Genomic DNA, 21,186 nt, shown 5'->3' with positions numbered 1-21,186 from the left:
AGGGGAAGTGATGGCCAAGGCGGTAAAGCAAACAGAATCGGACGCCGGAAAGATCGTGCTTTCGATCGATATTGGCGGCTCGCATGTCAAGATCCTGACCAGCGCCGGCGGCGCCGAGCGCCGGGCCGACTCAGGCCCGGACCTGACGCCGCGGCAGATGATCGATACGGTGAAGAAGCTCGCTGAAGGTCTGCCCTACGACGTCATTTCAATGGGCTATCCCGGCCCGGTACGTCACGACAAGCCGGTGCTCGATCCCATGAATCTCGGCAAGGGTTGGGCCGGCTTCGATTTCGCCGCGCAGTTCGGCAAGCCGGTCAAGGTCGTCAACGACGCTCTGATGCAAGCCATCGGCAGCTACGAAGGCGGGCGCATGCTGTTCCTGGGCCTTGGAACGGGTCTGGGTGCAGCGATGATCGCCGACCATGTCGGCTTGCCTATGGAGCTCGCCCACCTTCCCTACAAGAAGACCAGGAGTTTCGAGGACTATGTCGGCGAGCGCGGCCTGGAAAGGCGCGGCAAGAAGAAGTGGCGCGAATCCGTCTTCGACGTCGTCAACCGGCTGCGCGCCGCCCTACAGCCAGACTATGTCGTCATTGGCGGCGGCAATGTCGACAAGCTCGACGAATTGCCGGCCGACTGCAGGCGCGGCGACAACACACGCGCCTTCGAAGGCGGATTTCGTCTGTGGCGAGACAAGGCCTTGATCGTCTGATAGTATTACAGTTTAGTATAGTTGTTCAAAATAGCGTGTGACGCCACGCTAGATCATTGCGTTATGCAGATTTGCCGACTAGGAATTTTGCCGAAATGCCCGGCGTGTTCCACGTGATACGCCCAAGACGCTTCAGCATTTTTGATTTTGCGCCTGGTCCTATCGAAAACGATCCCGATTTTCGAGGCCGTGCACCATAGACGGAGGAAACATTGACCGACGACAGCAACGACGCTCGCATCGACCTTCTCGAGCTGACCGCCCACATCGTATCCGCTTACGTCGAGAAGAACCGCCTGCCCGTCTCCGGTCTGGCCGACCTTATCGCCAGCGTCGCCACCTCGATCGAAGGGCTCGGCAAGCCGACCGTGCCGGTGGCAGCACCCTTGGTCCCCGCGGTCAACCCGAAGAAGTCGGTAACGCCGGATTTCATCATCTGCCTCGAGGACGGCAAGAAGTTCAAATCGCTGAAGCGTCATCTCGGCGTGCATTTCAACCTGACGCCGGACGCCTACCGCGCCAAATGGGGCCTGCCGGCTGACTACCCGATGGTCGCCCCCAACTATGCCGCGTCGCGCTCGCTGCTGGCAAAGTCGATCGGTCTCGGCCGCAAGGCCGTCGAGGTGGTGCCCGTCAAGGCCAAGGGCCGCAAGGCCAAGGTTTCGGCCTGAACAATTCAGTCCTGAGCCAACAGTTAGGATAACTGGAACAGAAGCCTGCCGGCGAAACGCCTTGGCAGGCTTCGTGTTTTTGTGGCTTGGATAGCCCGGACAAGATGATCTGGGGGAAGCCATGAACTACACCAGGATGGTGATCGAGAAAGAGGCGCCGGAGGAATACGGCTACGACCGTATCCGCTTCAATCTCTCCGAAAGCTCGATCGCCGACCAGAAACTCTCCGACATCGGCCTGTCGCTGCCCGACCTCACGCTCTTCTATGGCGAGCATCGCGGCGACAAGGACTTGCGCGCGCTGATCGCGGCGCAGGACGCCGGCGTTTCGCCCGACGATGTCCTAGTCACCGCCGGCGCCGCCGGCGCGCTGTTCATCATCTCGACATCGCTTTTGTCGGCCAGCGACCATCTCGTCGTCATCAGGCCCAACTACGCCACCAACATCGAAACCCCAAGGGCGATCGGCTGCGCTATCAGCTTTGTCGACCTCGCCTTCGAGGACGGCTTTGCCATCGATGTCGAGGTCGTCAAGACGGCGATCCGGACGAACACGAAACTGATCAGCGTCACCTGCCCGCACAACCCGACCGGCACGATGATGTCCCGCGCCGAACTCGACGCGCTGGTGGCGCTCGCGGAGAGCCGCGACTGCCATCTGCTGGTCGACGAGACCTATCGCGACCTTTCTTATGGCAGGCGCCTGCCGTCGGCCGCTTCGTTGAGTCCGAAGGCGATCAGTGTGGCGTCGCTGTCAAAGGCCTTCGGCATTCCCGGTATCCGCATTGGCTGGCTGATCACCAGGGATGCGGCCCTTCAGGAGACATTCCTAGCCGCCAAGGAGCAGATCGGCATCTGCGGCAGTGTCATCGACGAAGGCATCGCGCACGGCATGCTTGAACGCCGGGATGCCTTCCTGGGCACGCTGCTGCCCGAGATGGCCAGGCGCCGCGACATCGTCCAGGCCTGGATTGACCGCGAGCCGCTGGTCGACTGGATCAGGCCCGAAGGGGGTGTCGTCGGCTTTCCGCGCCTCGATGTCGAACCCGGTTTCGACCTCGACCGGTTCTATGTCGATCTGCTGGAAAAGCATGGCACCTATGTCGGACCCGGCCACTGGTTCGAAATGGAAAAGCGCTTCTTCCGCGTCGGTTTTGGCTGGCCGACGGAAGCCGAATTGCGGGGCGGGCTCGAGGCAATTTCGGCCGCGCTGCGACAGTAACTTCATCGTGCGATCGAAGGAACAGGCTGAAAATCCCTTGATCCAGGCCTGATTTTAACGCACATCCCGCCGCGAACTTTGTTAGACGTTCCATTGGTCGGACCAGCGCCCATTCGGGAAGTGCCCCGCCAGCCGATGTCAAAGCAATCGGGGCCTTATCTTCATGACACCTGAACAAACCTCGCCGGAACAGCGCTACGCTGCTTTCCGGCACAAAGCCTTCCTCAGCTACTGGACGGCGCGCTTCCTCACCACCTTCGCGACCATGATTGTCTCGGTCGCTGTCGGCTGGCAGATCTACGATTTGACGCGCGATCCCTTCGACCTCGGCATTGTCGGTATCGTCCAGTTCCTGCCGTCGCTGCTTTTGGTGCTCGTCACAGGCGTCGTCGCCGACCGCTTCGGCCGTCGCCTGATCATGGCGCTGGCAACCGTGGTCGAGGCAGGCTGTGCGCTCGTTCTCTTGTACTTCACGCTGCGCGGCCTGGTCAGTCCGCTGCCGATCTTCGTCGTTCTGGCGCTGTTCGGCATGGCGCGTGCCTTTTACGGGCCCGCCTCGTCGTCGCTGTTCGCCAATCTGGTGCCGCCGGAGGATTTCGGCAACGCGATAGCGTGGAACTCGTCGGCCTGGCAGACAGCGACAATCATCGGCCCGGTCGCTGGCGGCCTGCTCTACGGCGTCTCGCCCGAAGCCGCCTACGCCGTCGCCTCCGTGCTGATGCTGGTGGCCGGTCTGCTGATATTCACCATTCCCAAGCCCGTCCAGCAGACCGCCACCGACAAGCCGACGATAGAGACGCTGTTTGCCGGCTTTCGCTACATCTGGAGCGAGAAGATCGTGCTCGGCGCCATCTCGCTCGATCTCTTCGCCGTGCTTCTCTCCGGCGCCTCGGCACTGCTGCCGGTCTATGCACGCGACATTCTGCAGCTCGGCCCGTGGGGTCTCGGCCTGCTGCGCTCGGCGCCCGGCATCGGCGCCATCTGCGTTGCGGTGTGGCTCGCCGGCCACCCACTTCGCGACAATGCCGGCAAGATCATGCTCAGCTTCGTCGCGGCATTCGGCGCCTGCACCGTGCTGTTTGGTCTGTCGACCATCACCTGGCTGTCGATCGTGGCGCTGGCCTTCCTCGGCGCCACCGACATGTTCAGCGTCTACATCAGGGAAACGCTGATCCAGTTGTGGACCCCCGACGCGGTGCGCGGCCGCGTCAACGCCGTCAACCAGGTTTTCGTCGGCGCTTCCAATGAAGTCGGCGAATTCCGCGCCGGCACGATGGCGGCGCTGATCGGTACCGTGCCGGCTGTGGTGATCGGCGGCGTCGGCGCCATCGCGGTTGCTGGCCTGTGGGCCTATCTGTTCCCGCAATTGCGCAAAGTGCGCCACCTCAACGGGCGCAACTGACGCTCAGCAAGATACATCACACTGTCACAGGAGCTCCCATGATCACCTGTTATCTGAAATATGTCATCGACCCGTACAAGCTTGCCGAGTTTGAAGAGTATGGCCGTCGCTGGATCGGTCTGGTCAATCGCCTCGGCGGAAACCATCATGGCTATTTTCTTCCGAGCGAAGGAGCAAACAACATCGCCTATGCCATGTTCAGCTTTCCGAGCCTTGCCGACTACGAGGACTATCGCAAGCGGATGGCTGCCGACCCGGAATGCCAGGAAGTGTATGAAACGGAAAAGCGCAATCGCAGCATTCTAAGCTATGAGCGCAGCTTCCTGCGGCCGGTGCTCGAACCCTAGAGTGTTGCCGGAAGAGAGGGAGAGCTACCGCGCCACCGGTCTGCCGAAGATCATGCGCAGGAACTCGTCCAGCCAGCGCTTCAGGTGCATGTCCCAGATCAGCCGGCCGCCGAGATGATCGCGACCGGGTTGTGCACCCGGCAGTTCGAAGCGATGCTCGCCACGCACCACCCAGCGATGCATCATCACCCTTGTCAGTTCGCCATGGAACTGGATGCCCCAGGCATTGTCGCCATAGCGAAAGGCCTGGTTGGGGTAGGTCTCGGCCGTCGCCAGAAGTGTGGCGTCCTTCGGCAGTGAGAAGCCTTCGCGGTGGAACTGGTAGACCATTTCGGGCCAGTGCATCAGTTTCTTGCCGGCCTCGGTCGCCTTCAGCGGGTACCAGCCGATCTCGACCAGACCTTCGCCGTGCCCCTCGACCTTGCCGCCGAGATGATTGACCAGCATCTGCGCGCCGAGGCAGATGCCGAGACATGGGCGGTTCTCCCGGAGCGGAATGTCCAGCCAATTGGTTTCGCGGCGGACGAACTCGTCTTCGTCATTGGCACTCATCGGTCCGCCGAACACCACCGTGCCGGCATGGCCATCCAGCGTCTCCGGCAAGGCGTCGCCCAGCGGCGGGCGGCGGATGTCGAGTTCAAAGCCCTCTTCGATGAGCATGTGACCGACGCGTCCAGGGCTCGAATTCTCCTGATGCAGCACGATCAGGATCTTTGGCTTCGAACTCGTTTGGCGTGGCATCGTTACGCGAGATCCCGTCTATTCGTCGCTTGAAGTTCCGCGCGCACCCGGGGCTTGCGCCGCGGCCTTGCGGCGTGCCTCGACCCGGTCGTGACGCTCGACACCGATCAGCTCGGCGACGCGCCACACCGTATTGTCCTCGAGCTCGTGCAGCTCGCCATCGGCATAGACGATCTCCCACATCAGGCCGATGAAAGCCTTGCGCCCGTCAGCGTCGAGGTGGCGCTTGAGCACGCTGGTGAAGGCATAGAGGTCGATCGACTCATTGTCGGCGCGCTCGCCGGCAGCGGCCAGCGCTTCGAGTTCGGCACCGCTGATCGAGTAGCTCTCGGAGAGCACCGCCTTGAACCGCTCCCACTCGACATCCTGGCGCACGCCGTCGGCATTCATCACATGGTAGAGCAGCGCCGAAGCAGCGACGCGCGGATCGTCCGTGCTGGCATGCGCGCTGGCGCCGGCTGGCAAATCCCTGAGAAACGACAGAACGCGTTCAAACATCAATCCATTCCCAAACGGCCCGATGGCCAAGTCAATCACCCGAAGGCCAAAATCAAAACAGCCGGAACCGGCGCGGCGACTTTTCCGCTTCCTCGTCTGGATCGACGCCCGGATCATCCGGCAAGCGCGCCAGTTCTTCCGCCGGATCGACGCCTTCGGCATCGGCGGGCACCGCCGCAAACGCGGCAGCCGTGACTGGGGTGACGTGGTCTTCGTGGCTCTCGGCTCGTTTGCCCTCGTTGCCCGGCGCGGAATGATCGATCACATCGATCGGCTTTTCCGGCTTGGCCGGCGCTTCGATGGCGGCAACCGTAGCCTCCGGCGCGTCCTCGCGGCTGTCGATCAACTGGCCAAGCCGCTCCATCGGCGCCCGCCACTCGAAGGCATCAAGCCGTCCGGTGACCGGCGATACCGGTGACCAGCGCTCTGAAGCGACGCCATCGGCAACCCAGGCCGGATCGCGTGGCGCCCGCACCGCCTTGGACAGCAGCTGCCGCACCTTGCCCTGGTCGCCGGTCTCGGCTTCCTCGATATCGGCCAGCAGCAGATAGGCGCCCTCGCGGCGGTCCATCCGGATCGCGGCCTCGGCCTCGCGGCGGGCGGTCGAAAAATCCTGGGCGTCGAGCGCGGCACGCGCCACCGTCATCGACGATTCGGCGTGGTTCTTCTTGATCTCCTGCAGCTTCTTCGCCCGGTTCAGGCGGTCGAGCACGGCGTCGCCCGGACGGGCATGCGTATAGAGTTCGGCGATCTCGGGATGCGGCTCGGCCTTCCAGGCGGCTTCGAGGATCTTCGAGCCCTTGCGCACGTCGTTCTGTTTGAACAGTGCGGCAGCCGCGGCAACGGCGGCCGGCGCAAAATCCGGCCGCAGCTTGTTGGCCTCGATTGCTGCTGTCCTGGCGGCAGCGGGATCGCTGTCGGCCAGCGATTGCGCCTTGGCGGTCAGCAGCACAGCGCGGCGGCGGTTGGCGGCGTCGCGTTCGATCTGCCGTGTCGACTTCTGCGCATCGACCAGCTTCAGTGCGCCGTCCCAGTCGCCGCGCGCGGCCAGTTCCTCCAGCGTCGATTCGGCCGCCCAGGCCAGTTGCGGCGCCACTGCGGCGGCACGGCCGGCATAGTGGCGGGCCGCATTGCGGTCACCGAGCCGTTCGGCTTCGAGGTACAGACCACGCAGCCCAAGCAACCGCATTTCGGGATCGTCGAGCATGCTTTCGAACTTCTGGCGCGCACCTTCATGGTCGCCTTCGAGCAGCGATGCCTGCGCCTCCAGCAGATGGATCAGCGGCTCCTGGTCGGAACGGATCAGCTTGGCCGCTTCCTTGGTCTTCTTGCGCGCCAGTGCACCATCGCCGGCGCCGGCGGCGATCATGCCCGTCGACAGCGCCTGATAGCCACGGTCGCGGCGCCGTACGCGGAAATAGCGCGAGATGGTGTAGGGGCTGTTCCACAGCGACTTGACCAGCCACCACAGGATCATCACCCCGGCGACCACGGCAACGACGGCCACCGCCGCCACCATGAGGCTGACCTGGTACTGGTAGCCGTTGAAGGTAACGACCATGTCGCCCGGCCGATCGGCCAGCCAGGCAAAGCCCAGCCCGAGCGCGAAGACGACGATGAGGAAGACGAGCAGGCGGATCATAATGTGGCCCTCATGCCTTCATCGCGCCGGAGATCAGCGCGTCGACCTGGGTTTCGACTTCGATGCGCGCCTTCAGTTTGCCGGCAAAATCAGCCCCTGCAGCCTTCACGGCCTCCGGCAGCGAATTGTATTCGTTGAGCGCCTTGGCATAGTCGCCCTGGGTGACCGCCACCTCCATGCGCGCCACGGTTTCCGGCGCACCAGCGCCTTCGACGGCGCCGATCGGCCGGACCTTGACCAGCGATTCGGCGCTCGACATCAGGTTCTGTAGGAAGCCGGCATTCTGATCGACCGGCGTTGCGGCCGCGACCATGGCATTTGCGGCGGCATCCATCTGCGCGGCGATCTCGGTACGGGTGGGCACACCCTTTTCGGCATAGGGGCGCAAGGTCGCAAGCTCAGGCGCGTTGGGTGAAATCGCGGCCAGCGTATCGAGTTCGGCCGAGAACGGCGCGCCGCGTTCGAGCGCCGACTTCAAGGCCGACGCAGCGATGGCGAGCGCGATCTTCGGCTGTCCGGCCGCGGCCTCGACCTTGCCGGAGAGCTGCGACACCGACTGTTCCAGCGCGGTGAGCCGGCCATCCTGCGCCTTCGCCGCCTCGCCCGTTGATTTCACCAACGCATCGAGGTCAGCCAGCTTTTCGTTCAGCGGGCCGAGATCGACCGGCGCCGTGCCGCCGGCCTTGCCAAGGGCGGCGACCGCGGTTTCGATCTGCTTCACCTTGTCGCCCAGCGCGGCGACCTCGGCATTGTCGCCCGCGCCGCCGGATTCGATCGCCGATTTCAACGCGGCTACGTCGGCCTTTACCTGCTCCAGGCCCGAGGAAAGCCCGACCAGCTTGGCCGTCGCATCGCTGCTGCCGCCGGTTTCCTTCAGCCCGGCGATTTCGCTTTTCAGCGAAACGATCTCGCCGTTGACGCCGTCGAGCGAGACACCAGTGCCGGAACCCGGTGCGCCGAGCAGGCCGGCAAACTGCAGGCCGCCTGCGCCGACCAGCGCGATGACACCGCCAATGATGCCGGCGGCGATGCCGTTGATACCGCCACGCTTTGATGGAGGAGGTGTCGGCGCCATGGTTTCGCCCCGTGTCTCGGTTTTCGCCTTGCTGTCGTCGGCACGCTTCGCCGACGCATCCTCGAAATTGTAGTCGGAAGCCCTGGCGCGGTTGGGAGGTGCATCCGAACCGGGATAGGGCAGCTCCGGCTCAGCGGCTTTGGCCTCAGCCTCTGCCGGCGTTTCCGCCTCGGCCGACCGGGCGGTCGCGGCATCGGAATGCTCCCAGGGTTCGAGATCGACCTGGTCCGCATGCACCGGCTCTTCGGGAACCTCGGCTTGAGGTGCGTCCGCATCCTCCACCTGGGCTTCTTCGGTTGCCGCCGGCGACTTCGCGGCATCCTCGTCAACGATGCGGGAGACGGCGCCCGGTTCGAGATCGATGGTCACCGGCTCGCGGCGGCTTTTCGAGTGTCGCATCTTCGGCGTCTTGACCATGCCGGGGCTCCGCAAAATTCGCTTCGTCTCAACGCCTGGCGGCGCATGATGGTTCAGAAAGGGTCTAGCACATCACCAAGCGGTGAAAAGGGGCGGTGTGATGACGCGGGTCAGCGGGGCGGCCGCAAAAGCGCCAGCAGCGCCTCCTCGTCGGGCTGCGCCGCAATACGGATTGCTTGGCCGGCGCTGTCGTCGAAGGCAGCGGCGATGCGCGCGGAAAGCGCGAAAAACAAAGTCTTTTCAAAGAGGCCTTGCAGAGCCGGCCGTTTGGCCAGGGCCTGCATCGCGGCAGCCGCCTTGGCCGAATAGAGCAACGCCGCATCGACCGCTTGACCAGACAGAAGCGCAAGAATGGTCTCGTCCGAATACCGCACCGGAAGCGTGTCATACGTCTCCACGGCGCGGACCAGGACCCCTGCCGCTTCCAGCCTCTGCTCAAACACCGGAAACCGCACGCGCCCGCAGAGATAGACGATTGCCTTGCCGGGAAATGCCAACGCAATGCTGTCGGCCAGCGCCTCGGCGTCGCCGGAGCCTTCAATGACCGACAAGAAGCCCATCTTGCGTGCCGCCTCAGTGGTCCTGGTCCCCACGGCATGGCAAGGCAGAGCAGCAAGCGCGGCGATGACCGCCTTTGGGGCATGGCGCACGGCATTGGCGCTGGTGACGGCAACAGCGATGGCGTCGCCAGGGATCAACCCGGCACCGGCAGGCAAAACCACCGTTTCGGTCAGCGGCAGAACAACCGGCTGGAACCCCATGTCCTGAAGCCGCCGCGCCGTGCGCGATGCGCCTGGCTCCGGTCTGGTCACCAGGACGCGAAGCATGTTCAGAGCCAGCCGTCGAAGAATTTTTCGCCAGCCCTGGCGCGAACGGTCCGTGCAGCCTCGTCGCCGATACGGGCGGCATCCTGCGCTGGCCCTTGCAGTTCGATCGTATGCGACTGCGTGCCGTCGGGCGAAATGATCAGGCCGGCAAAAGAGAGCTTTCCCGCGTCGATCGCCGCGTAGCCGGCGATCGGCGTGCGGCAGGAGCCGTCGAGCGCCGCCAGGAAGGCCCGCTCGCAAGCCAGCGCCTGCCCGGTCGGCACATCGTGGATGGCGACCAGCATCTTCTCGACAGCGCGATCGCCGATGCGGGTCTCGATGCCGATCGCGCCCTGGCCCGGTGCGGGCGGAAAGATGTCGAGCGGCATCAAATCGGTGGCGACATGTTCGAGCCCGAGCCGCTTCAACCCGGCATAGGCGAGGATGGTGCCGGCGGCGACCCCTTCGTCCAGCTTACGCAACCGCGTCTGCACATTGCCGCGGAACATCACCACGTCGAGATCCGGCCGCATGCGGCGGATCAGCGCCTGCCGCCTGAGCGACGACGAGCCGACCTTGGCCCCGCGCGGCAGTTCGGCGATGGTCTTCGCCGCCTTGCCGACAAAGGCGTCGCGCGCATCCTCGCGCGGCAGAAAGGCGGAGAGCTCAAGGCCATCAGGCAATTGCGTCGGCATGTCCTTCGACGAATGCACGGCGATGTCGATCGCGCCGGCCAGCAGGGCTTCCTCGATTTCCTTGGTGAACAGGCCCTTGCCGCCGGCCTCTGACAGCGGCCGGTCCTGGATGCGGTCGCCGCTGGTCGATATGACGACCACCTCGAACGCCTCCGCCGGCATGCCATGCGCGGCCATCAGCCGCGCCTGCGTTTCATGTGCCTGGGCCAGCGCCAGCGGGCTGCCGCGTGTTCCGATTTTCAAGGTTGTTTGCATGGCGCGCGGTCCGTGATAACCCCCCGAGCAAGCGAGGCCTTTCGGGCTTTCTCCTAAAGGGGAAAGCTTCACGATACAATCTTCGGGAATAGCGACGAATTGATCCGCGTTCTGGGCATCGAGACGAGTTGTGACGAGACCGCTGCCAGCGTCGTGGCGCTGGAAGGCAATGCCGCGCCGAAAATCCTGTCCAACGTCGTGCTCAGCCAGATCGAGGAGCATGCCGCCTTCGGCGGTGTCGTGCCGGAGATCGCCGCCCGTGCCCATGTCGAGGCGCTGGACGGCATTATCGAGGCGGCACTTGCCGATTCGGGCATTGGACTTGCCGATATCGATGCGATCGCCGCCACTGCCGGCCCCGGCCTGGTCGGCGGGCTGATCGTCGGGCTGATGACGGCCAAGGCGATCGCCGCAGCGGCGAACAAGCCTCTGATCGCCATCAACCACCTCGAAGGCCATGCCTTGACCGCCCGGCTGACCGACCGGCTCGAATTCCCCTATCTGCTGCTGCTGGTCTCCGGCGGCCACACGCAGATCCTGGCGGTGCGCGGCGTCGGTGACTATCAGCGCTGGGCCACCACCATCGACGACGCGCTCGGCGAGGCCTTCGACAAGACGGCCAAGATGCTCGGCCTGCCCTATCCCGGCGGGCCGAATGTCGAGAAGGCAGCGGTATCAGGCGACGCCGCGCGCTTCGCCTTCCCGCGCCCGATGAAGGGCTCGGCGCAGCCCGACTTCTCCTTCTCCGGCTTGAAGACGGCCGTACGCCAGGCGGCGACGGCGATCGCGCCGCTGAGCGACCAGGACGTCGCCGACATCTGCGCCTCGTTCCAGGCGGCGGTCGCCGATGCGCTGGCCGACCGCGTTTCCCGCGCACTGACACGATTCAGCCAAACATTTCCTGGCACGAAGAAGCCCGCGCTGGTCGTCGCCGGCGGCGTCGCCGCCAACCGAACCATCAAGGCAACGCTGGAGCGGCTCTGCGCTGACGCCGGCTTCATCTTCGTCGCGCCGCCGCTGAAACTGTGCACCGACAATGCGGCGATGATCGCATGGGCCGGCATCGAACGCCTGCGCGAAGGCATGGCGCAGGAGAACGGCTTCGATTTCGTGCCGCGCTCGCGCTGGCCGCTGGATAGCATATCCACACCGATGATCGGTTCCGGCCGACGCGGAGCCAAGGCATGACTGGTGAAGCCGCGAACCTGCCGGGTCAAAAAGCCTGGCGCGTCACAGTACTCGGCGGCGGCGCGTGGGGTACAGCGCTGGCGCTGGCCATGCTGCGCGCCGGCCATGCGGTGCGCTTGTTCGCGCGCGACCCGGAAACCGTCGCCGCGATCGGCCAGGGCCAGAACCCGCGCTACTTGCCCGGCATTGCGATTGCGGCCGGCATCGAGGCGACATCAGACATCAAGGCAGCGCTCGCCGGGGCCGACTGCGTGCTGGCGGTAACCCCGGCGCAATCGCTGCGGGCGACGCTGGCGGCCGCGAAGGACCATATGCCTTCAGATATCCCGCTTGTTCTCTGCGCCAAGGGAATCGAGCGCGACACCGGCGCCTTGCTGTCGGCAATTGTCGAGGAAATCCTGCCGGGAAATCCGGTCGCCGCACTGTCCGGCCCGAGCTTCGCCACCGACGTTGCCCGCGGCCTGCCGACAGCGGTGGTGGTCGCCGCCGGCGACGAGGCGCTTGCCGCCGATCTTGCCGCCCGCTTTTCCGCCGAAAACCTGCGCTGCTATTCCAGCGACGACCTGATCGGCGTCGAGATTGGCGGCGCTTTGAAGAATGTCTTTGCCATCGCCGCGGGTGCTGTCACCGGAGCCGGGCTCGGCGCCAGCGCCCAGGCCGCCATGGTCACCCGCGGCTTCGTCGAACTGCGCCGTATCGGCGCCGCCTTCGGCGCCAGGCCCGAAACACTGATGGGGCTTTCCGGCCTTGGCGACCTGCTGCTGACCTGTTCGTCGGCGCAATCACGCAACTTTGCCTATGGGCTGGCACTCGGTCAGGGTAGACCGCTCGCTGGCTTGCCGCTGGCCGAGGGTGTGCCGACAGCGGCCATCGCCGCCCGCATAGCCACCGAACGCAACATCGACGCGCCGATCATCGCCGCCGTGGCGGCCATACTGGATGGCACCATCACCATCCGCCAGGCTGTGACGGCCCTGATGACCCGGCCGCTGAAGACCGAAACCAATGACTGATCCCTTTTGATCCAACGACCAGGAGAAAGACCATGCTGTTTGCTTTTGTTTGCAAGGACAAGCCCGGAAGCCTGCAGGTGCGCATCGACACGCGGCCGGTGCATGTTGCTTTTCTCGAAGGGCTGAATGCGGAGAAGAAACTGGCCTTTGCCGGCCCGTTCCTCGATGCCGAAGGCAAGCCGAATGGCAGCCTCGTGGTCGTCGAGGCGCCGGACCTTGCGGCGGCACAAGCCCTGTCGGCCGCCGACCCCTACGCCAAGGCCGGGCTGTTCGAAAGCGTCGAAATCCGCCAGTGGAACTGGACGTTCAACAAGCCGGCGGCTAGTTAATTTCCGGTAGTCCGCAATTGGCCCGCGAGGAGGAGAAAAAATGAACCACTGGCTGTTCAAATCGGAGCCGTTCAAGTTCTCCTTCGAGATGCTGAAGGCCAAAGGCAAGGCTGGCACGCAATGGGACGGCGTGCGCAATTACGCCGCCCGCAACAACATGAAGGCCATGCAGATCGGCGATCTCGGCTTCTTCTACCACTCCAATGAGGGGCTGAACGTGGTCGGCATCGCCGAGGTCTGCGCGCTCGCCCATCCCGACACCACATCGGACGACCCGCGCTGGGAATGCGTCGACATCCGTGCCGTCAAGGACATGCCGAACCCGCCGACGCTGGAACAGGTCAAGGCCAATCCCGAGCTTGCCGAGATGGCACTGGTGCGGCTCGGGCGGCTCTCCGTGCAGCCGGTGACCCCGGCCGAATGGAAGGAAGTCTGCCGCATGGGCGGCCTGATACCTGCTCCGTGACGGTCCTTACGCCAAACAGCGCACAAAAATTCATTCTCGACAACACGGCGCTGATAGCGCCGCCGCATGTGCCAGAAATCCAGCTTCATCTCGCCGATGAAGCGCACGATCTTTGGCAGCGAACCGAGGACGAACTGGTCGAGATCGGCCTGCCACCGCCCTTCTGGGCCTTTGCCTGGGCCGGCGGCCAGGGCCTCGCCCGCTATGTCCTCGACAATCCCGACAAGGTGCGAAGCAAGCGCGTGCTCGACTTCGCCTCGGGCTCCGGCCTCGTCGGCATCGCCGCAGCCAAGGCGGGCGCCGTTGAGGTGATCGCCGCCGACATCGATCCGTTCTGCGCCACCGCGATCCGCCTCAACGGCGAGGCCAATGACGTCCAGATCAAATTCCTCGGTACCGACTGCATCGGCACCGATGCAGGCTGGGACGTGATCCTGGCCGGCGACGTTTTCTACGACAAATCCTTCGCCGATCTCTTGATGCCATGGTTCGCGACACTCAAGGCACGCGGCGCCGAAATCTTCGTTGGCGATCCCGGTCGGTCATACATGCCAACGGCCGGGCTGGAACCGCTTGCCGTCTATGAAGTCGCCGTCACCCGGGCATTGGAGGACGCGTTGGTCAAGCGCACCACTGTCTGGCGGTTTGCTTGACGCCATCGCCGAAGCGCTCGATACAAGGCACATGCAGGGTGCTCGGCCTGTGTCTGGAGGGGGAAGCTCATGGATTTTTCAGCAGTGAACTGGCTGGCGGTGATCGTCGCCGCTGTCGTGGCCTGGCTGTTCGGCGCCGCATGGTACATGGCGTTGAGCAAGCCGTGGCTGAAGGCAGCCAGGCTCGATGCCACGACCATGAAGAAATCGCCTTTACCCTTTATCATCAGCTTCATCGCTGAACTGGTCATGGCCTACATCATGGCCCTGGTCGTCGGCGCGATGACCGGTGGCGAACCGACATGGCTCGCAGGCTTGATTTTCGGCTTCGTGCTTTGGCTGGGTTTCGTCGCCACGACCCTGTCGGTCAACCATCGCTATGAGAATTTCGGCTGGGACCTGACCCTCATCGACGGCGGCCACTGGCTGGGTGTCTTGCTGATCATCGGCGCGGTGATCGGCTGGTTCGGCGCCACGGCAAGCTAGGACAGTGCATTGACGATGGCAGACGAATTTCCACGCGACCTGGTGTTCACCCGGATCTGTCACGTCAAGCAAGGTTACGACGACCGGCGCCGCCACATCGTCCGCGAGTTCGAGCGGCGCGGCGTGCCGGTCTATTTTTACACGGACTGGGATCGGCCGGATATCACCCCGGAGATCCGCAACGAGCTCGTCGCCCCTGCCTTTACCCACCCACCGGCCGTTTCGCTGGCGCTGAAGCATGTCGGCATCTGGCGCGATTTCCTCGAAACCGACCTGCCCTATTGCCTGGTGTTCGAGGACGATGTCTTCCTTGCCCGCGACTTTGTCGCCAAGTTCCGGCAAGGGCTGACCGAGCTCGGCAGCCCCACGCGCAAGGCCGTCATCTATCTCGGCAATGGCAGCAACTACTACACGCCGAGCTGGAAATTGCGCAAGGGTCAAAGGCTCTACCCGGCACTCCATGCCAGATGCACCGATTCCTACCTCATCACCCGTCCGGTCGCCGAAGCCCGTTGCGCCTGGATCGATCAGAACAAGATATACACCTCGATCGACCACCAGGTCGAACAGATGGATGAGAAGCTCGGCATTGAAATGCTGTGGTTCGAACGGCCGATTGTCGAGCAGGGAAGCGAAAACGGAGCGTTTGAGACCTCCATTTCCGCGAAAAGATACCCGCGTTTGTACAAGAGCCTGAAATGGAAGTGGAAGAAGTACACAAGGATGGTCTTCGGTCACAACGCCCGGTCGTGAACCAAGGACCGAGCGCGGCGGAACCGGCCTATGCCTTGTCCGTGCTGGGCGTCTTTGCCGCTTCCTCAAGAAGCCATTCGCGAAATGCGACGATGCGCGCGTCGTCCTTCACGGTTTGCGGATAGACCAGGAAATAGGCGAACTCCGGCGCGACCTTGATGCCGAGCTGGAAGGGGCGGACAAGACGTCCCTGCGACAGGTCGTTGGCCACCATGGCGAAGTCGGCCAGCGCCACCGCATTGCCGTCGAGTGCCGCCTGCGTGGCATCGGTCGAGGAGCCGAAGACGAGGGTGCGGCTGTCGTCGAAATCGTCGACGCCGGCCGCCTGCATCCACATGCTCCAGTTCGGCCAGGTGACGCCTTGCCGCGACCATTCGATATGCGCCAGCGTGTGCTGGAACAGATCGCGCGGCTCATTGAGCGGCGGGCCTGAGGCGAGCAGTGCGGGGCTGCACACCGGGATGATGATGTTTTCGAACAGCCGGTGCGCGCATAGCCCCGGATATTTGCCGGTGCCGAAGCGGATACCGATATCGACGTCGTCGCGCTCGAAGTCCCTGACATCGTAGGTGATGTCGAAGCGCAACTCGATGCCCGGCCTTTGACGGCGGAAATCATCAACGCGCCGCATCAGCCATTTTGTCGCGAACTGCGCGTCGAGCGTCACCTTCAGCAGCGCCGTGCCGCGCGTCATCTTGCGAGCCCGGGACACCGCCCGGTTGAGCAGGTCGAGCGCGTCGATCGACGCCTCGAACAACACGTTTCCCGCTTCCGTCAGCCGCATGGTGCGGCTGGTGCGCGTGAACAGCACCAGGTCGAGCTGGTCCTCTATTTCCTTGACCTGGTGGCTGACGGCGGCCGGCGTCAGCCCGAGCTCGTCGGCGGCACGGGTGAAATTGAGGTGCCGCGCCGCCGCCTCGAAGGTCCTCAGCGCACGTGTTCCGGGCAGCAGGCGGGCCATCAGCGCGTGACCTCGAAAGAACGGACCATGGCGTTCGGATCCTCAAATTAAACTTGATGATTGAGCAAAAACTACTCATTTCCTCCCAAGATTTCAATCAGGCATGATGTGATCATCGAAGTACCATTAAACCGGATTTGAAGTCCGGAGAGAACGGATCAGATCATGTCTCACATCGCTCTTCATCCTGCATACATCGCCCGGCCGGCCTGGCTGTCGGCAGTCCGTGACTGGCTGCGTCAGGCCAGGGTCGCGGTCCATCTTCCGCACCAGAACGTCGAGGATCTGTCTGATCGCCAGTTGCGTGACATCGGCGCTGGCCGCAAGGACATCGCCCGGGCCATGGACCGCGAGATCGGCCGTCTGGGCCTGCTCGACATCGGCTGGCAGCAGCCGAGACGGAAGTTAGGGGAATAAGGCAGTAGGGCAGTACGGCAGTAGGGGAAACGCAAGGTAGCACCGGAAGACACTTCCTACTGCCCTACTGCCCTACTGCCCTACTGCCCTACTGCCCTACTGCCCTACTGCCCTACTGCCCTACTGCCCTACTGCCCTACCTCACCACCCTCACCACCGTCCGATCCGACAGCAGCGGCAGCAGCCGCGCCATGGTCCGCGCGGTCACCGCGACGCAGCCTTGCGTCGGCGTGAAACCGGGGCGCGCCAGGTGGAAGAAGATGGCGCTGCCGCGCCCGCGGCGGCGCGGCGCAATGTTCCAGTCGAGCACCAGGCATGCGTCATAGAGCCGGTCGTCGCGCCGCATGCGTTCATGGCTGGCGCCATAGGGGATTTTGACCGGCCTGTTATAGTTGCGGTCGTCCGGTACCTCGCACCAGCCAAGATCGGGCCCTATCGGCGTCATCGCCAGCCGCGTCCGGCGGCCACCGGCAAACTGATCTCGCCTGAAGTAACCCGACAGGATCCGCATCGGGCCGAGCGGCGTGGCGCCGTCGCCCTCGCGCTTGTCGGCCGAAATGCCACCCCGCCCCAGCGCACAGGCAAACACCGTTTTTCCGGCCTGCAGCAGGCCTTGGGTGGGGTGGCCAGGCCTTGCCCGCACGGTCAGCACACGCAGCCCTTTTACCAAAATTGCGCCGGCTGCATTGCGATCGCGTTTTTTCTTGTATGATCGTGCCACTGAACAAATCACTGTGATCGGCTATTGTGTACGCCAGCTTCCGCATAAATACGCAGCGGTCAAATGAATTTCATTTTCAAAACAACGGATTGATCCATGACTTCACGCACCATCCTGATCGTCGACGACGATGACGACCTGCGCGGCACACTGGTCGAGCAACTTGCCCTTTACGAGGAATTCGACGTGCTGCAGGAAGCGACCGCGGCAAAAGGCGTCACCGCCGCACGCGGCGGCCTTATCGACCTGCTCATCATGGATGTCGGCCTGCCCGACATGGATGGCCGCGAGGCGGTGAAGATCCTGCGCAAGGGCGGCTATAAGGCGCCCATCATCATGCTGACCGGCCACGACACCGATTCGGACACGATTCTGGGTCTCGAGGCCGGCGCCAACGACTATGTGACGAAGCCGTTCCGCTTCGCGGTGCTGCTGGCGCGCATCCGTGCGCAGCTGCGCCAGCACGAGCAGAGCGAGGATGCCACCTTCTCGGTCGGCCCCTACACCTTCAAGCCCAGCCAGAAGCTGCTCATCGACCCGCGCGGCGGCAAGGTGCGGCTGACGGAGAAGGAAGCCTCGATCATCAAATATCTCTATCGCGCCGACCAGAAAGTAGTGACCCGCGACGTGCTGCTCGAGGAGGTCTGGGGCTACAATTCCGGCGTCACCACGCACACGCTGGAAACCCATGTCTACCGGCTGCGCCAGAAGATCGAGCGCGATCCTTCCAATGCGGAAATTCTTGTGACAGAAAGCGGCGGCTACAAGCTGGTTCCTTAAACATTTCATTATCCAATGAGCGGTCTGGGCGGGACCGCTTTCGGGTGCGGTCCTGTGGAGAGGGATTCGGGATCTACTCGTGAAGGAGGGATTGGACTGACCGTTCGGGGACGCAGCTAGAGATGGCGCTGGATGACGATATCCGCATCCTGTCCGCCGTGAGGCTCTTCCAGGGTTTCACGCAGGAACAACTGCGCCTGCTCGCCTTCGGTGCCGAGACCACCTTCCTGCAAACCGACCGCAAGCTCTACCGCGAGGACGACGAGGCCGATTCGGCCTATGTCGTGGTCAGCGGCAAGATCGCGCTCTATCGCGAGCAGGACGGTGAGCGCATCCCGATCGGTATCGCCGGACCCGGCACCATGCTGAGCGAACTGGCACTGATTGCCGACACGAAGCGGCTGACGAGCGCCTCCGCCGCCACCGATGCGGAAGTGATCCGGCTGAGCCGAAAGATGTTTCGCCGCATCCTGGAGGAATATCCCGAGGTGGCGATGAAGCTGCATCAGCGCATTTCCGAGGAATTCCAGGCCATGATCCGCCGCATCGAGGAACTGGCGCCGCGGTTTTCGGGGTGAGGCGCGATGCGGGCATGACGTTTCAGCTTGTTCGTGCCAGCGAAAACGACCTGCCCTTCATCATGGCAACCGAGCGGCGAGAAGGCTACGAGGCCTTCGTCGGGCGTTGGGATGAGGCGCGCCATCGCAGGGCTCTCCTCGATGACAGCCACGCCTATTTTCTCGGCATCAGCGATTCCTTGCCGATCGGCTTCGTCATCCTGCGCGGTTGGGCTTCCGCCGAATTTGTTACCTTGATCAAGCGCATTGCCGTCGTCGCGCCGGGGCAAGGCCAGGGCAGACTACTGCTGGCGGCAGCAGTTGATCGGGTCTTTGTCGAGACCGATGCCTACCGGCTCTGCATTGGCCTTTTCCCGGACAATCATCGCGCGCGCCGCGCTTACGAGGCTGTCGGCTTCACGGCTGAAGGCATTGCGCGCGGCAGTGCGTTCTTCAACGGCGTACACCGCGACGAACTGGTCATGGCGCAATTGCGGCCCGAGTGGGAAAAGCGGCAGTCGGGGTGATCAATCCAGGTCGAAGCGTGCGATGACCGGCACATGGTCCGACGGCCGTTCCCAGCCGCGCGCCGCCCTCAGGATCTCGTAGCCGGCGAAATCGGGCACTAGGTTGGGCGATGACCAGACATGGTCGAGCCGCCGGCCGCGATTGGAGGCTTCCCAATCCTGCGCGCGATAACTCCACCAGGTGTAGAGCTTCTGCTCGAGCGGAATGTTGAGCCGCATCAGGTCGACCCAATTGCCGGCGCGCCGCATCGCCTCGAAATTTTCCGTCTCGACCGGCGTGTGGCTGACCACGTTGAGCAATTGCTTATGCGACCAGACGTCGTGCTCGAGCGGCGCGATGTTGAGGTCGCCGACCAGCACCGAGGCGGAAACTTCGCTGTGCTCGGCGCTGATGGCGTTCATCTCGGCGACGAAATCGAGCTTGTGCCTGAACTTCTTGTTGATCTCGGGATTTGGTTCGTCGCCACCCGCCGGAACATAGAAATTGTGGACGAGGATCGTCTTGCCGCCGGCCTGCACCGTGACCGACAGATGCCGGCTGTCCTCGATCTCGCAGAAACGGCGCTTTTCGACCACCTCGATCGGCCGCCGCGCCACCGTCGCCACGCCGTGATAGCCCTTCTGGCCATGAAAGGCGATGTGCTGGTAGCCGAGCCTGCGGAACGCCTTTTCGGGAAACAGCTCATCGGGAACCTTGGTTTCCTGCAGGCAGAGCACATCCGGGGCATACTCATCGAGTAGGCGCTCGACGATCGGCATGCGCAGGCGAACCGAATTGATGTTCCAGGTGGCGATGGAGAAGGGCATTAGCAATCCAGGACAGCGCACAGCCGGCCAGGACCGATGGCCCTGACGCAGAAGACGCCTTTTGAGGGAGTCGATCTGGAAACTGCCAGCCGGGCGCCGCAAAGACAAGCCGGGCTATGCTCGCAAACCTGCTCAGGCGCGACCTAAGGTGCGCTGAGATTCAGGTCAGGCCGAGTCGAGAATGGTGGATTCCGAGAACCGGAGCGGAGCGTACGTTTGGGTACGTGAGCACCGGAAGCGCAGGAAGCCGCCATTCGCAGGCCGGCCTCACCTGAATATCTGCGCACCTTACCGCGTCTTGGTGTTCAGCTCGCGGTTCGCCGTATAGTCGATGGCGAAGGTGTCGGCGGCGAAGCTGACGCCTTCCTTGGTGTTGAAGATCATCACCGTGGTGTCCTTGCCCTGCGCGTCGGTGATCGTCCACTGGCGCAGGTCATAGGTTTTCGGATCGAACATCATGGTGATCATGGCATTGCCGAACACCGACTTGTCCGAGAGCTTGATGGTGGTGAGGTCGTCCTCTTCCTTGACGCTCTTGACGCGGTCGCCGGAGAGGTCGATGCGGTCGTCGAGCAGCAGCTTCAGCGGCGTCTTCGACAGCGGATAGAGATCCGACGTCTTCATTTTCTTGTTGAGGATGACCACCGACTTGCCGTCGGAAATCACCTTGAAATTCGAGGCGCCATCATAGTTGAAGCGGATCTTGCCCGGCCGCTCGAGGAAGAACTTGCCGCCGGTCTGCTCGCCCTTGGGGCCGAACTGCACGAATTCCCCGCTCATCGATTTGACCGACGAAAAATGATCGGCGATTTTCTGCGCGGCAGCAGGCACGGCAGCCTGCGCCGAGGCCAGCAATTCGAAGCCGGGCACCACATTGAGTGCGGCGGCACCCACCGCGACAAGGCCGAGGCCAAGCAGCTGGCGGCGGGTTGGCGTGAAATTGCCGAGTGCGGAAAGATCGTTTTTCATGGCAGTCACTCTCGTGGTGATTCCTATATCTGTCGTTGTTCTGAGCCCCCAGTTGGGCTGAAGTTTGGCGGAA

At 63.5% G+C, this 21,186-nt stretch carries 26 protein-coding genes; 16 read left to right on the top strand and 10 right to left on the bottom strand.

All coding sequences use genetic code 11. The features are described 5' to 3' along the window. Positions 1-10 precede the first annotated feature (10 nt). From A3A9_RS0114710 to A3A9_RS0114690, 5 genes are all read left to right on the top strand, one after another. Positions 11-715 carry an ROK family protein gene (locus tag A3A9_RS0114710; RefSeq protein ID WP_027059459.1) on the top strand — a complete coding sequence of 235 codons (705 nt, stop codon included), beginning with the start codon at positions 11-13 and terminating at the stop codon, positions 713-715. 212 nt (positions 716-927) lie between these two features. Then, positions 928-1,386 carry a MucR family transcriptional regulator gene (locus A3A9_RS0114705; protein WP_027059458.1) on the top strand — a complete coding sequence of 153 codons (459 nt, stop codon included), beginning with the start codon at positions 928-930 and terminating at the stop codon, positions 1,384-1,386. A 121-nt stretch (positions 1,387-1,507) separates the two neighbouring features. Beyond that, on the top strand, positions 1,508-2,608 hold the full coding sequence (locus A3A9_RS0114700; protein WP_027059457.1) for an aminotransferase class I/II-fold pyridoxal phosphate-dependent enzyme: 1,101 nt from the start codon (positions 1,508-1,510) through the stop codon (positions 2,606-2,608). 163 nt (positions 2,609-2,771) lie between these two features. Continuing rightward, positions 2,772-4,010 (top strand): MFS transporter, encoded by a 1,239-nt coding sequence (locus A3A9_RS0114695; RefSeq protein ID WP_027059456.1) that lies wholly within the window; start codon positions 2,772-2,774, stop codon positions 4,008-4,010. 38 nt (positions 4,011-4,048) lie between these two features. Then, positions 4,049-4,357: an NIPSNAP family protein gene (locus A3A9_RS0114690; RefSeq protein ID WP_027059455.1), complete on the top strand. Its 309-nt coding sequence runs from the start codon at positions 4,049-4,051 to the stop codon at positions 4,355-4,357. Between the two features lie 24 nt (positions 4,358-4,381). Here the strand turns inward: A3A9_RS0114690 and A3A9_RS0114685 are convergent, their stop codons facing one another. The 6 genes from A3A9_RS0114685 to hemC form a co-directional block, all read right to left on the bottom strand. Continuing rightward, on the bottom strand, positions 4,382-5,098 hold the full coding sequence (locus A3A9_RS0114685) for a glutamine amidotransferase (RefSeq protein ID WP_027059454.1): 717 nt from the start codon (positions 5,096-5,098) through the stop codon (positions 4,382-4,384). 18 nt (positions 5,099-5,116) lie between these two features. Further along, positions 5,117-5,596, bottom strand: coding sequence for a TerB family tellurite resistance protein (locus A3A9_RS0114680; protein WP_027059453.1), 480 nt, complete (start codon positions 5,594-5,596; stop codon positions 5,117-5,119). Positions 5,597-5,648: 52 nt separating this feature from the next. After that, positions 5,649-7,238 (bottom strand): heme biosynthesis protein HemY, encoded by a 1,590-nt coding sequence (locus tag A3A9_RS0114675; RefSeq protein WP_027059452.1) that lies wholly within the window; start codon positions 7,236-7,238, stop codon positions 5,649-5,651. Between the two features lie 10 nt (positions 7,239-7,248). Further along, complete coding sequence (locus A3A9_RS0114670; protein WP_027059451.1) at positions 7,249-8,730, bottom strand: COG4223 family protein; 1,482 nt, start codon at positions 8,728-8,730, stop codon at positions 7,249-7,251. A 110-nt stretch (positions 8,731-8,840) separates the two neighbouring features. Beyond that, positions 8,841-9,557: a uroporphyrinogen-III synthase gene (locus A3A9_RS0114665; protein WP_027059450.1), complete on the bottom strand. Its 717-nt coding sequence runs from the start codon at positions 9,555-9,557 to the stop codon at positions 8,841-8,843. Positions 9,558-9,559: 2 nt separating this feature from the next. Further along, the gene (hemC, locus tag A3A9_RS0114660) at positions 9,560-10,486 is read right to left on the bottom strand and encodes a hydroxymethylbilane synthase (protein WP_027059449.1); all 927 of its coding nucleotides are present in this window, start codon (positions 10,484-10,486) and stop codon (positions 9,560-9,562) included. 102 nt (positions 10,487-10,588) lie between these two features. Here hemC and tsaD point away from each other — a divergent pair, with 102 nt between their 5' ends. The 7 genes from tsaD to A3A9_RS0114625 all read left to right on the top strand — a co-directional run bounded on the left by tsaD (position 10,589) and on the right by A3A9_RS0114625 (position 15,374). Next, a complete protein-coding gene (gene tsaD / locus A3A9_RS0114655) occupies positions 10,589-11,674 on the top strand; it encodes a tRNA (adenosine(37)-N6)-threonylcarbamoyltransferase complex transferase subunit TsaD (RefSeq protein WP_202596375.1) in 1,086 nt (361 codons plus the stop codon). Then, positions 11,671-12,687 (top strand): NAD(P)H-dependent glycerol-3-phosphate dehydrogenase, encoded by a 1,017-nt coding sequence (locus A3A9_RS0114650; RefSeq protein WP_027059447.1) that lies wholly within the window; start codon positions 11,671-11,673, stop codon positions 12,685-12,687. The genes tsaD and A3A9_RS0114650 overlap by 4 nt, the downstream gene beginning before the upstream one ends. A 32-nt stretch (positions 12,688-12,719) precedes the next feature. Continuing rightward, positions 12,720-13,016, top strand: coding sequence for a YciI-like protein (locus tag A3A9_RS0114645; protein WP_027059446.1), 297 nt, complete (start codon positions 12,720-12,722; stop codon positions 13,014-13,016). A 40-nt stretch (positions 13,017-13,056) separates the two neighbouring features. Next, the gene (locus A3A9_RS0114640; protein ID WP_027059445.1) at positions 13,057-13,482 is read left to right on the top strand and encodes an EVE domain-containing protein; all 426 of its coding nucleotides are present in this window, start codon (positions 13,057-13,059) and stop codon (positions 13,480-13,482) included. Then, a complete protein-coding gene (locus A3A9_RS0114635) occupies positions 13,437-14,135 on the top strand; it encodes a class I SAM-dependent methyltransferase (protein ID WP_202596373.1) in 699 nt (232 codons plus the stop codon). Before A3A9_RS0114640 ends, A3A9_RS0114635 begins: the two co-directional genes overlap by 46 nt. Positions 14,136-14,204: 69 nt before the next feature. Continuing rightward, positions 14,205-14,621 carry a DUF1761 domain-containing protein gene (locus tag A3A9_RS0114630; RefSeq protein ID WP_027059443.1) on the top strand — a complete coding sequence of 139 codons (417 nt, stop codon included), beginning with the start codon at positions 14,205-14,207 and terminating at the stop codon, positions 14,619-14,621. Positions 14,622-14,636: 15 nt separating this feature from the next. Further along, positions 14,637-15,374, top strand: coding sequence for a glycosyltransferase family 25 protein (locus A3A9_RS0114625; protein ID WP_027059442.1), 738 nt, complete (start codon positions 14,637-14,639; stop codon positions 15,372-15,374). 28 nt (positions 15,375-15,402) lie between these two features. Here A3A9_RS0114625 and gcvA read toward each other — a convergent pair whose 3' ends face one another. Then, positions 15,403-16,335, bottom strand: coding sequence for a transcriptional regulator GcvA (gcvA, locus tag A3A9_RS0114620; RefSeq protein WP_027059441.1), 933 nt, complete (start codon positions 16,333-16,335; stop codon positions 15,403-15,405). Positions 16,336-16,500: 165 nt separating this feature from the next. On the opposite strand from gcvA, the gene A3A9_RS0114615 reads away from it, so the two are divergent. Continuing rightward, positions 16,501-16,752 carry a hypothetical protein gene (locus tag A3A9_RS0114615; protein WP_027059440.1) on the top strand — a complete coding sequence of 84 codons (252 nt, stop codon included), beginning with the start codon at positions 16,501-16,503 and terminating at the stop codon, positions 16,750-16,752. Between the two features lie 136 nt (positions 16,753-16,888). On the opposite strand, the gene A3A9_RS0114610 is transcribed toward A3A9_RS0114615, so the two are convergent. Then, a complete protein-coding gene (locus A3A9_RS0114610) occupies positions 16,889-17,425 on the bottom strand; it encodes a L,D-transpeptidase family protein (protein ID WP_202596374.1) in 537 nt (178 codons plus the stop codon). 144 nt (positions 17,426-17,569) lie between these two features. On the opposite strand from A3A9_RS0114610, the gene A3A9_RS0114605 reads away from it, so the two are divergent. The 3 genes from A3A9_RS0114605 (at position 17,570) to A3A9_RS0114595 (ending at position 19,337) form a co-directional block, all read left to right on the top strand. Beyond that, positions 17,570-18,253 (top strand): response regulator transcription factor, encoded by a 684-nt coding sequence (locus A3A9_RS0114605; protein ID WP_010912284.1) that lies wholly within the window; start codon positions 17,570-17,572, stop codon positions 18,251-18,253. 122 nt (positions 18,254-18,375) lie between these two features. Continuing rightward, the gene (locus tag A3A9_RS0114600; RefSeq protein WP_027059438.1) at positions 18,376-18,831 is read left to right on the top strand and encodes a Crp/Fnr family transcriptional regulator; all 456 of its coding nucleotides are present in this window, start codon (positions 18,376-18,378) and stop codon (positions 18,829-18,831) included. A gap of 14 nt (positions 18,832-18,845) precedes the next feature. Then, complete coding sequence (locus tag A3A9_RS0114595) at positions 18,846-19,337, top strand: GNAT family N-acetyltransferase (protein ID WP_027059437.1); 492 nt, start codon at positions 18,846-18,848, stop codon at positions 19,335-19,337. Here A3A9_RS0114595 and A3A9_RS0114590 read toward each other — a convergent pair whose 3' ends face one another. After that, a complete protein-coding gene (locus A3A9_RS0114590) occupies positions 19,338-20,144 on the bottom strand; it encodes an exodeoxyribonuclease III (protein ID WP_027059436.1) in 807 nt (268 codons plus the stop codon). 288 nt (positions 20,145-20,432) lie between these two features. After that, positions 20,433-21,113 carry an outer membrane lipoprotein carrier protein LolA gene (locus tag A3A9_RS0114585; RefSeq protein WP_027059435.1) on the bottom strand — a complete coding sequence of 227 codons (681 nt, stop codon included), beginning with the start codon at positions 21,111-21,113 and terminating at the stop codon, positions 20,433-20,435. Between the last annotated feature and the right edge of the window lie 73 nt (positions 21,114-21,186).

This window comes from Mesorhizobium loti CJ3sym (assembly GCF_000472785.1).
Taxonomy (GTDB): Bacteria; Pseudomonadota; Alphaproteobacteria; order Rhizobiales; family Rhizobiaceae; genus Mesorhizobium; species Mesorhizobium loti_E.
Note: the sequence above shows the minus strand (reverse complement) of the source record. Positions and strands in the feature narration are given on the sequence as shown.

Bases quoted from the DNA above. Each gene is read 5' to 3' on its own strand.
- A3A9_RS0114710 (WP_027059459.1), top strand. From the start codon at position 11: ATGGCCAAGGCGGTAAAGCAAACAGAATCGGACGCCGGAAAGATCGTG.
- A3A9_RS0114700 (WP_027059457.1), top strand. From the start codon at position 1,508: ATGAACTACACCAGGATGGTGATCGAGAAAGAGGCGCCGGAGGAATAC.
- A3A9_RS0114695 (WP_027059456.1), top strand. From the start codon at position 2,772: ATGACACCTGAACAAACCTCGCCGGAACAGCGCTACGCTGCTTTCCGG.
- A3A9_RS0114690 (WP_027059455.1), top strand. From the start codon at position 4,049: ATGATCACCTGTTATCTGAAATATGTCATCGACCCGTACAAGCTTGCC.
- A3A9_RS0114685 (WP_027059454.1), bottom strand. From the start codon at position 5,098: ATGCCACGCCAAACGAGTTCGAAGCCAAAGATCCTGATCGTGCTGCAT.
- A3A9_RS0114680 (WP_027059453.1), bottom strand. From the start codon at position 5,596: ATGTTTGAACGCGTTCTGTCGTTTCTCAGGGATTTGCCAGCCGGCGCC.
- A3A9_RS0114675 (WP_027059452.1), bottom strand. From the start codon at position 7,238: ATGATCCGCCTGCTCGTCTTCCTCATCGTCGTCTTCGCGCTCGGGCTG.
- A3A9_RS0114670 (WP_027059451.1), bottom strand. From the start codon at position 8,730: ATGGTCAAGACGCCGAAGATGCGACACTCGAAAAGCCGCCGCGAGCCG.
- A3A9_RS0114665 (WP_027059450.1), bottom strand. From the start codon at position 9,557: ATGCTTCGCGTCCTGGTGACCAGACCGGAGCCAGGCGCATCGCGCACG.
- hemC (WP_027059449.1), bottom strand. From the start codon at position 10,486: ATGCAAACAACCTTGAAAATCGGAACACGCGGCAGCCCGCTGGCGCTG.
- A3A9_RS0114650 (WP_027059447.1), top strand. From the start codon at position 11,671: ATGACTGGTGAAGCCGCGAACCTGCCGGGTCAAAAAGCCTGGCGCGTC.
- A3A9_RS0114645 (WP_027059446.1), top strand. From the start codon at position 12,720: ATGCTGTTTGCTTTTGTTTGCAAGGACAAGCCCGGAAGCCTGCAGGTG.
- A3A9_RS0114640 (WP_027059445.1), top strand. From the start codon at position 13,057: ATGAACCACTGGCTGTTCAAATCGGAGCCGTTCAAGTTCTCCTTCGAG.
- A3A9_RS0114635 (WP_202596373.1), top strand. From the start codon at position 13,437: ATGGAAGGAAGTCTGCCGCATGGGCGGCCTGATACCTGCTCCGTGACG.
- A3A9_RS0114630 (WP_027059443.1), top strand. From the start codon at position 14,205: ATGGATTTTTCAGCAGTGAACTGGCTGGCGGTGATCGTCGCCGCTGTC.
- A3A9_RS0114625 (WP_027059442.1), top strand. From the start codon at position 14,637: ATGGCAGACGAATTTCCACGCGACCTGGTGTTCACCCGGATCTGTCAC.
- gcvA (WP_027059441.1), bottom strand. From the start codon at position 16,335: ATGGCCCGCCTGCTGCCCGGAACACGTGCGCTGAGGACCTTCGAGGCG.
- A3A9_RS0114615 (WP_027059440.1), top strand. From the start codon at position 16,501: ATGTCTCACATCGCTCTTCATCCTGCATACATCGCCCGGCCGGCCTGG.
- A3A9_RS0114605 (WP_010912284.1), top strand. From the start codon at position 17,570: ATGACTTCACGCACCATCCTGATCGTCGACGACGATGACGACCTGCGC.
- A3A9_RS0114600 (WP_027059438.1), top strand. From the start codon at position 18,376: ATGGCGCTGGATGACGATATCCGCATCCTGTCCGCCGTGAGGCTCTTC.
- A3A9_RS0114595 (WP_027059437.1), top strand. From the start codon at position 18,846: ATGACGTTTCAGCTTGTTCGTGCCAGCGAAAACGACCTGCCCTTCATC.
- A3A9_RS0114590 (WP_027059436.1), bottom strand. From the start codon at position 20,144: ATGCCCTTCTCCATCGCCACCTGGAACATCAATTCGGTTCGCCTGCGC.
- A3A9_RS0114585 (WP_027059435.1), bottom strand. From the start codon at position 21,113: ATGAAAAACGATCTTTCCGCACTCGGCAATTTCACGCCAACCCGCCGC.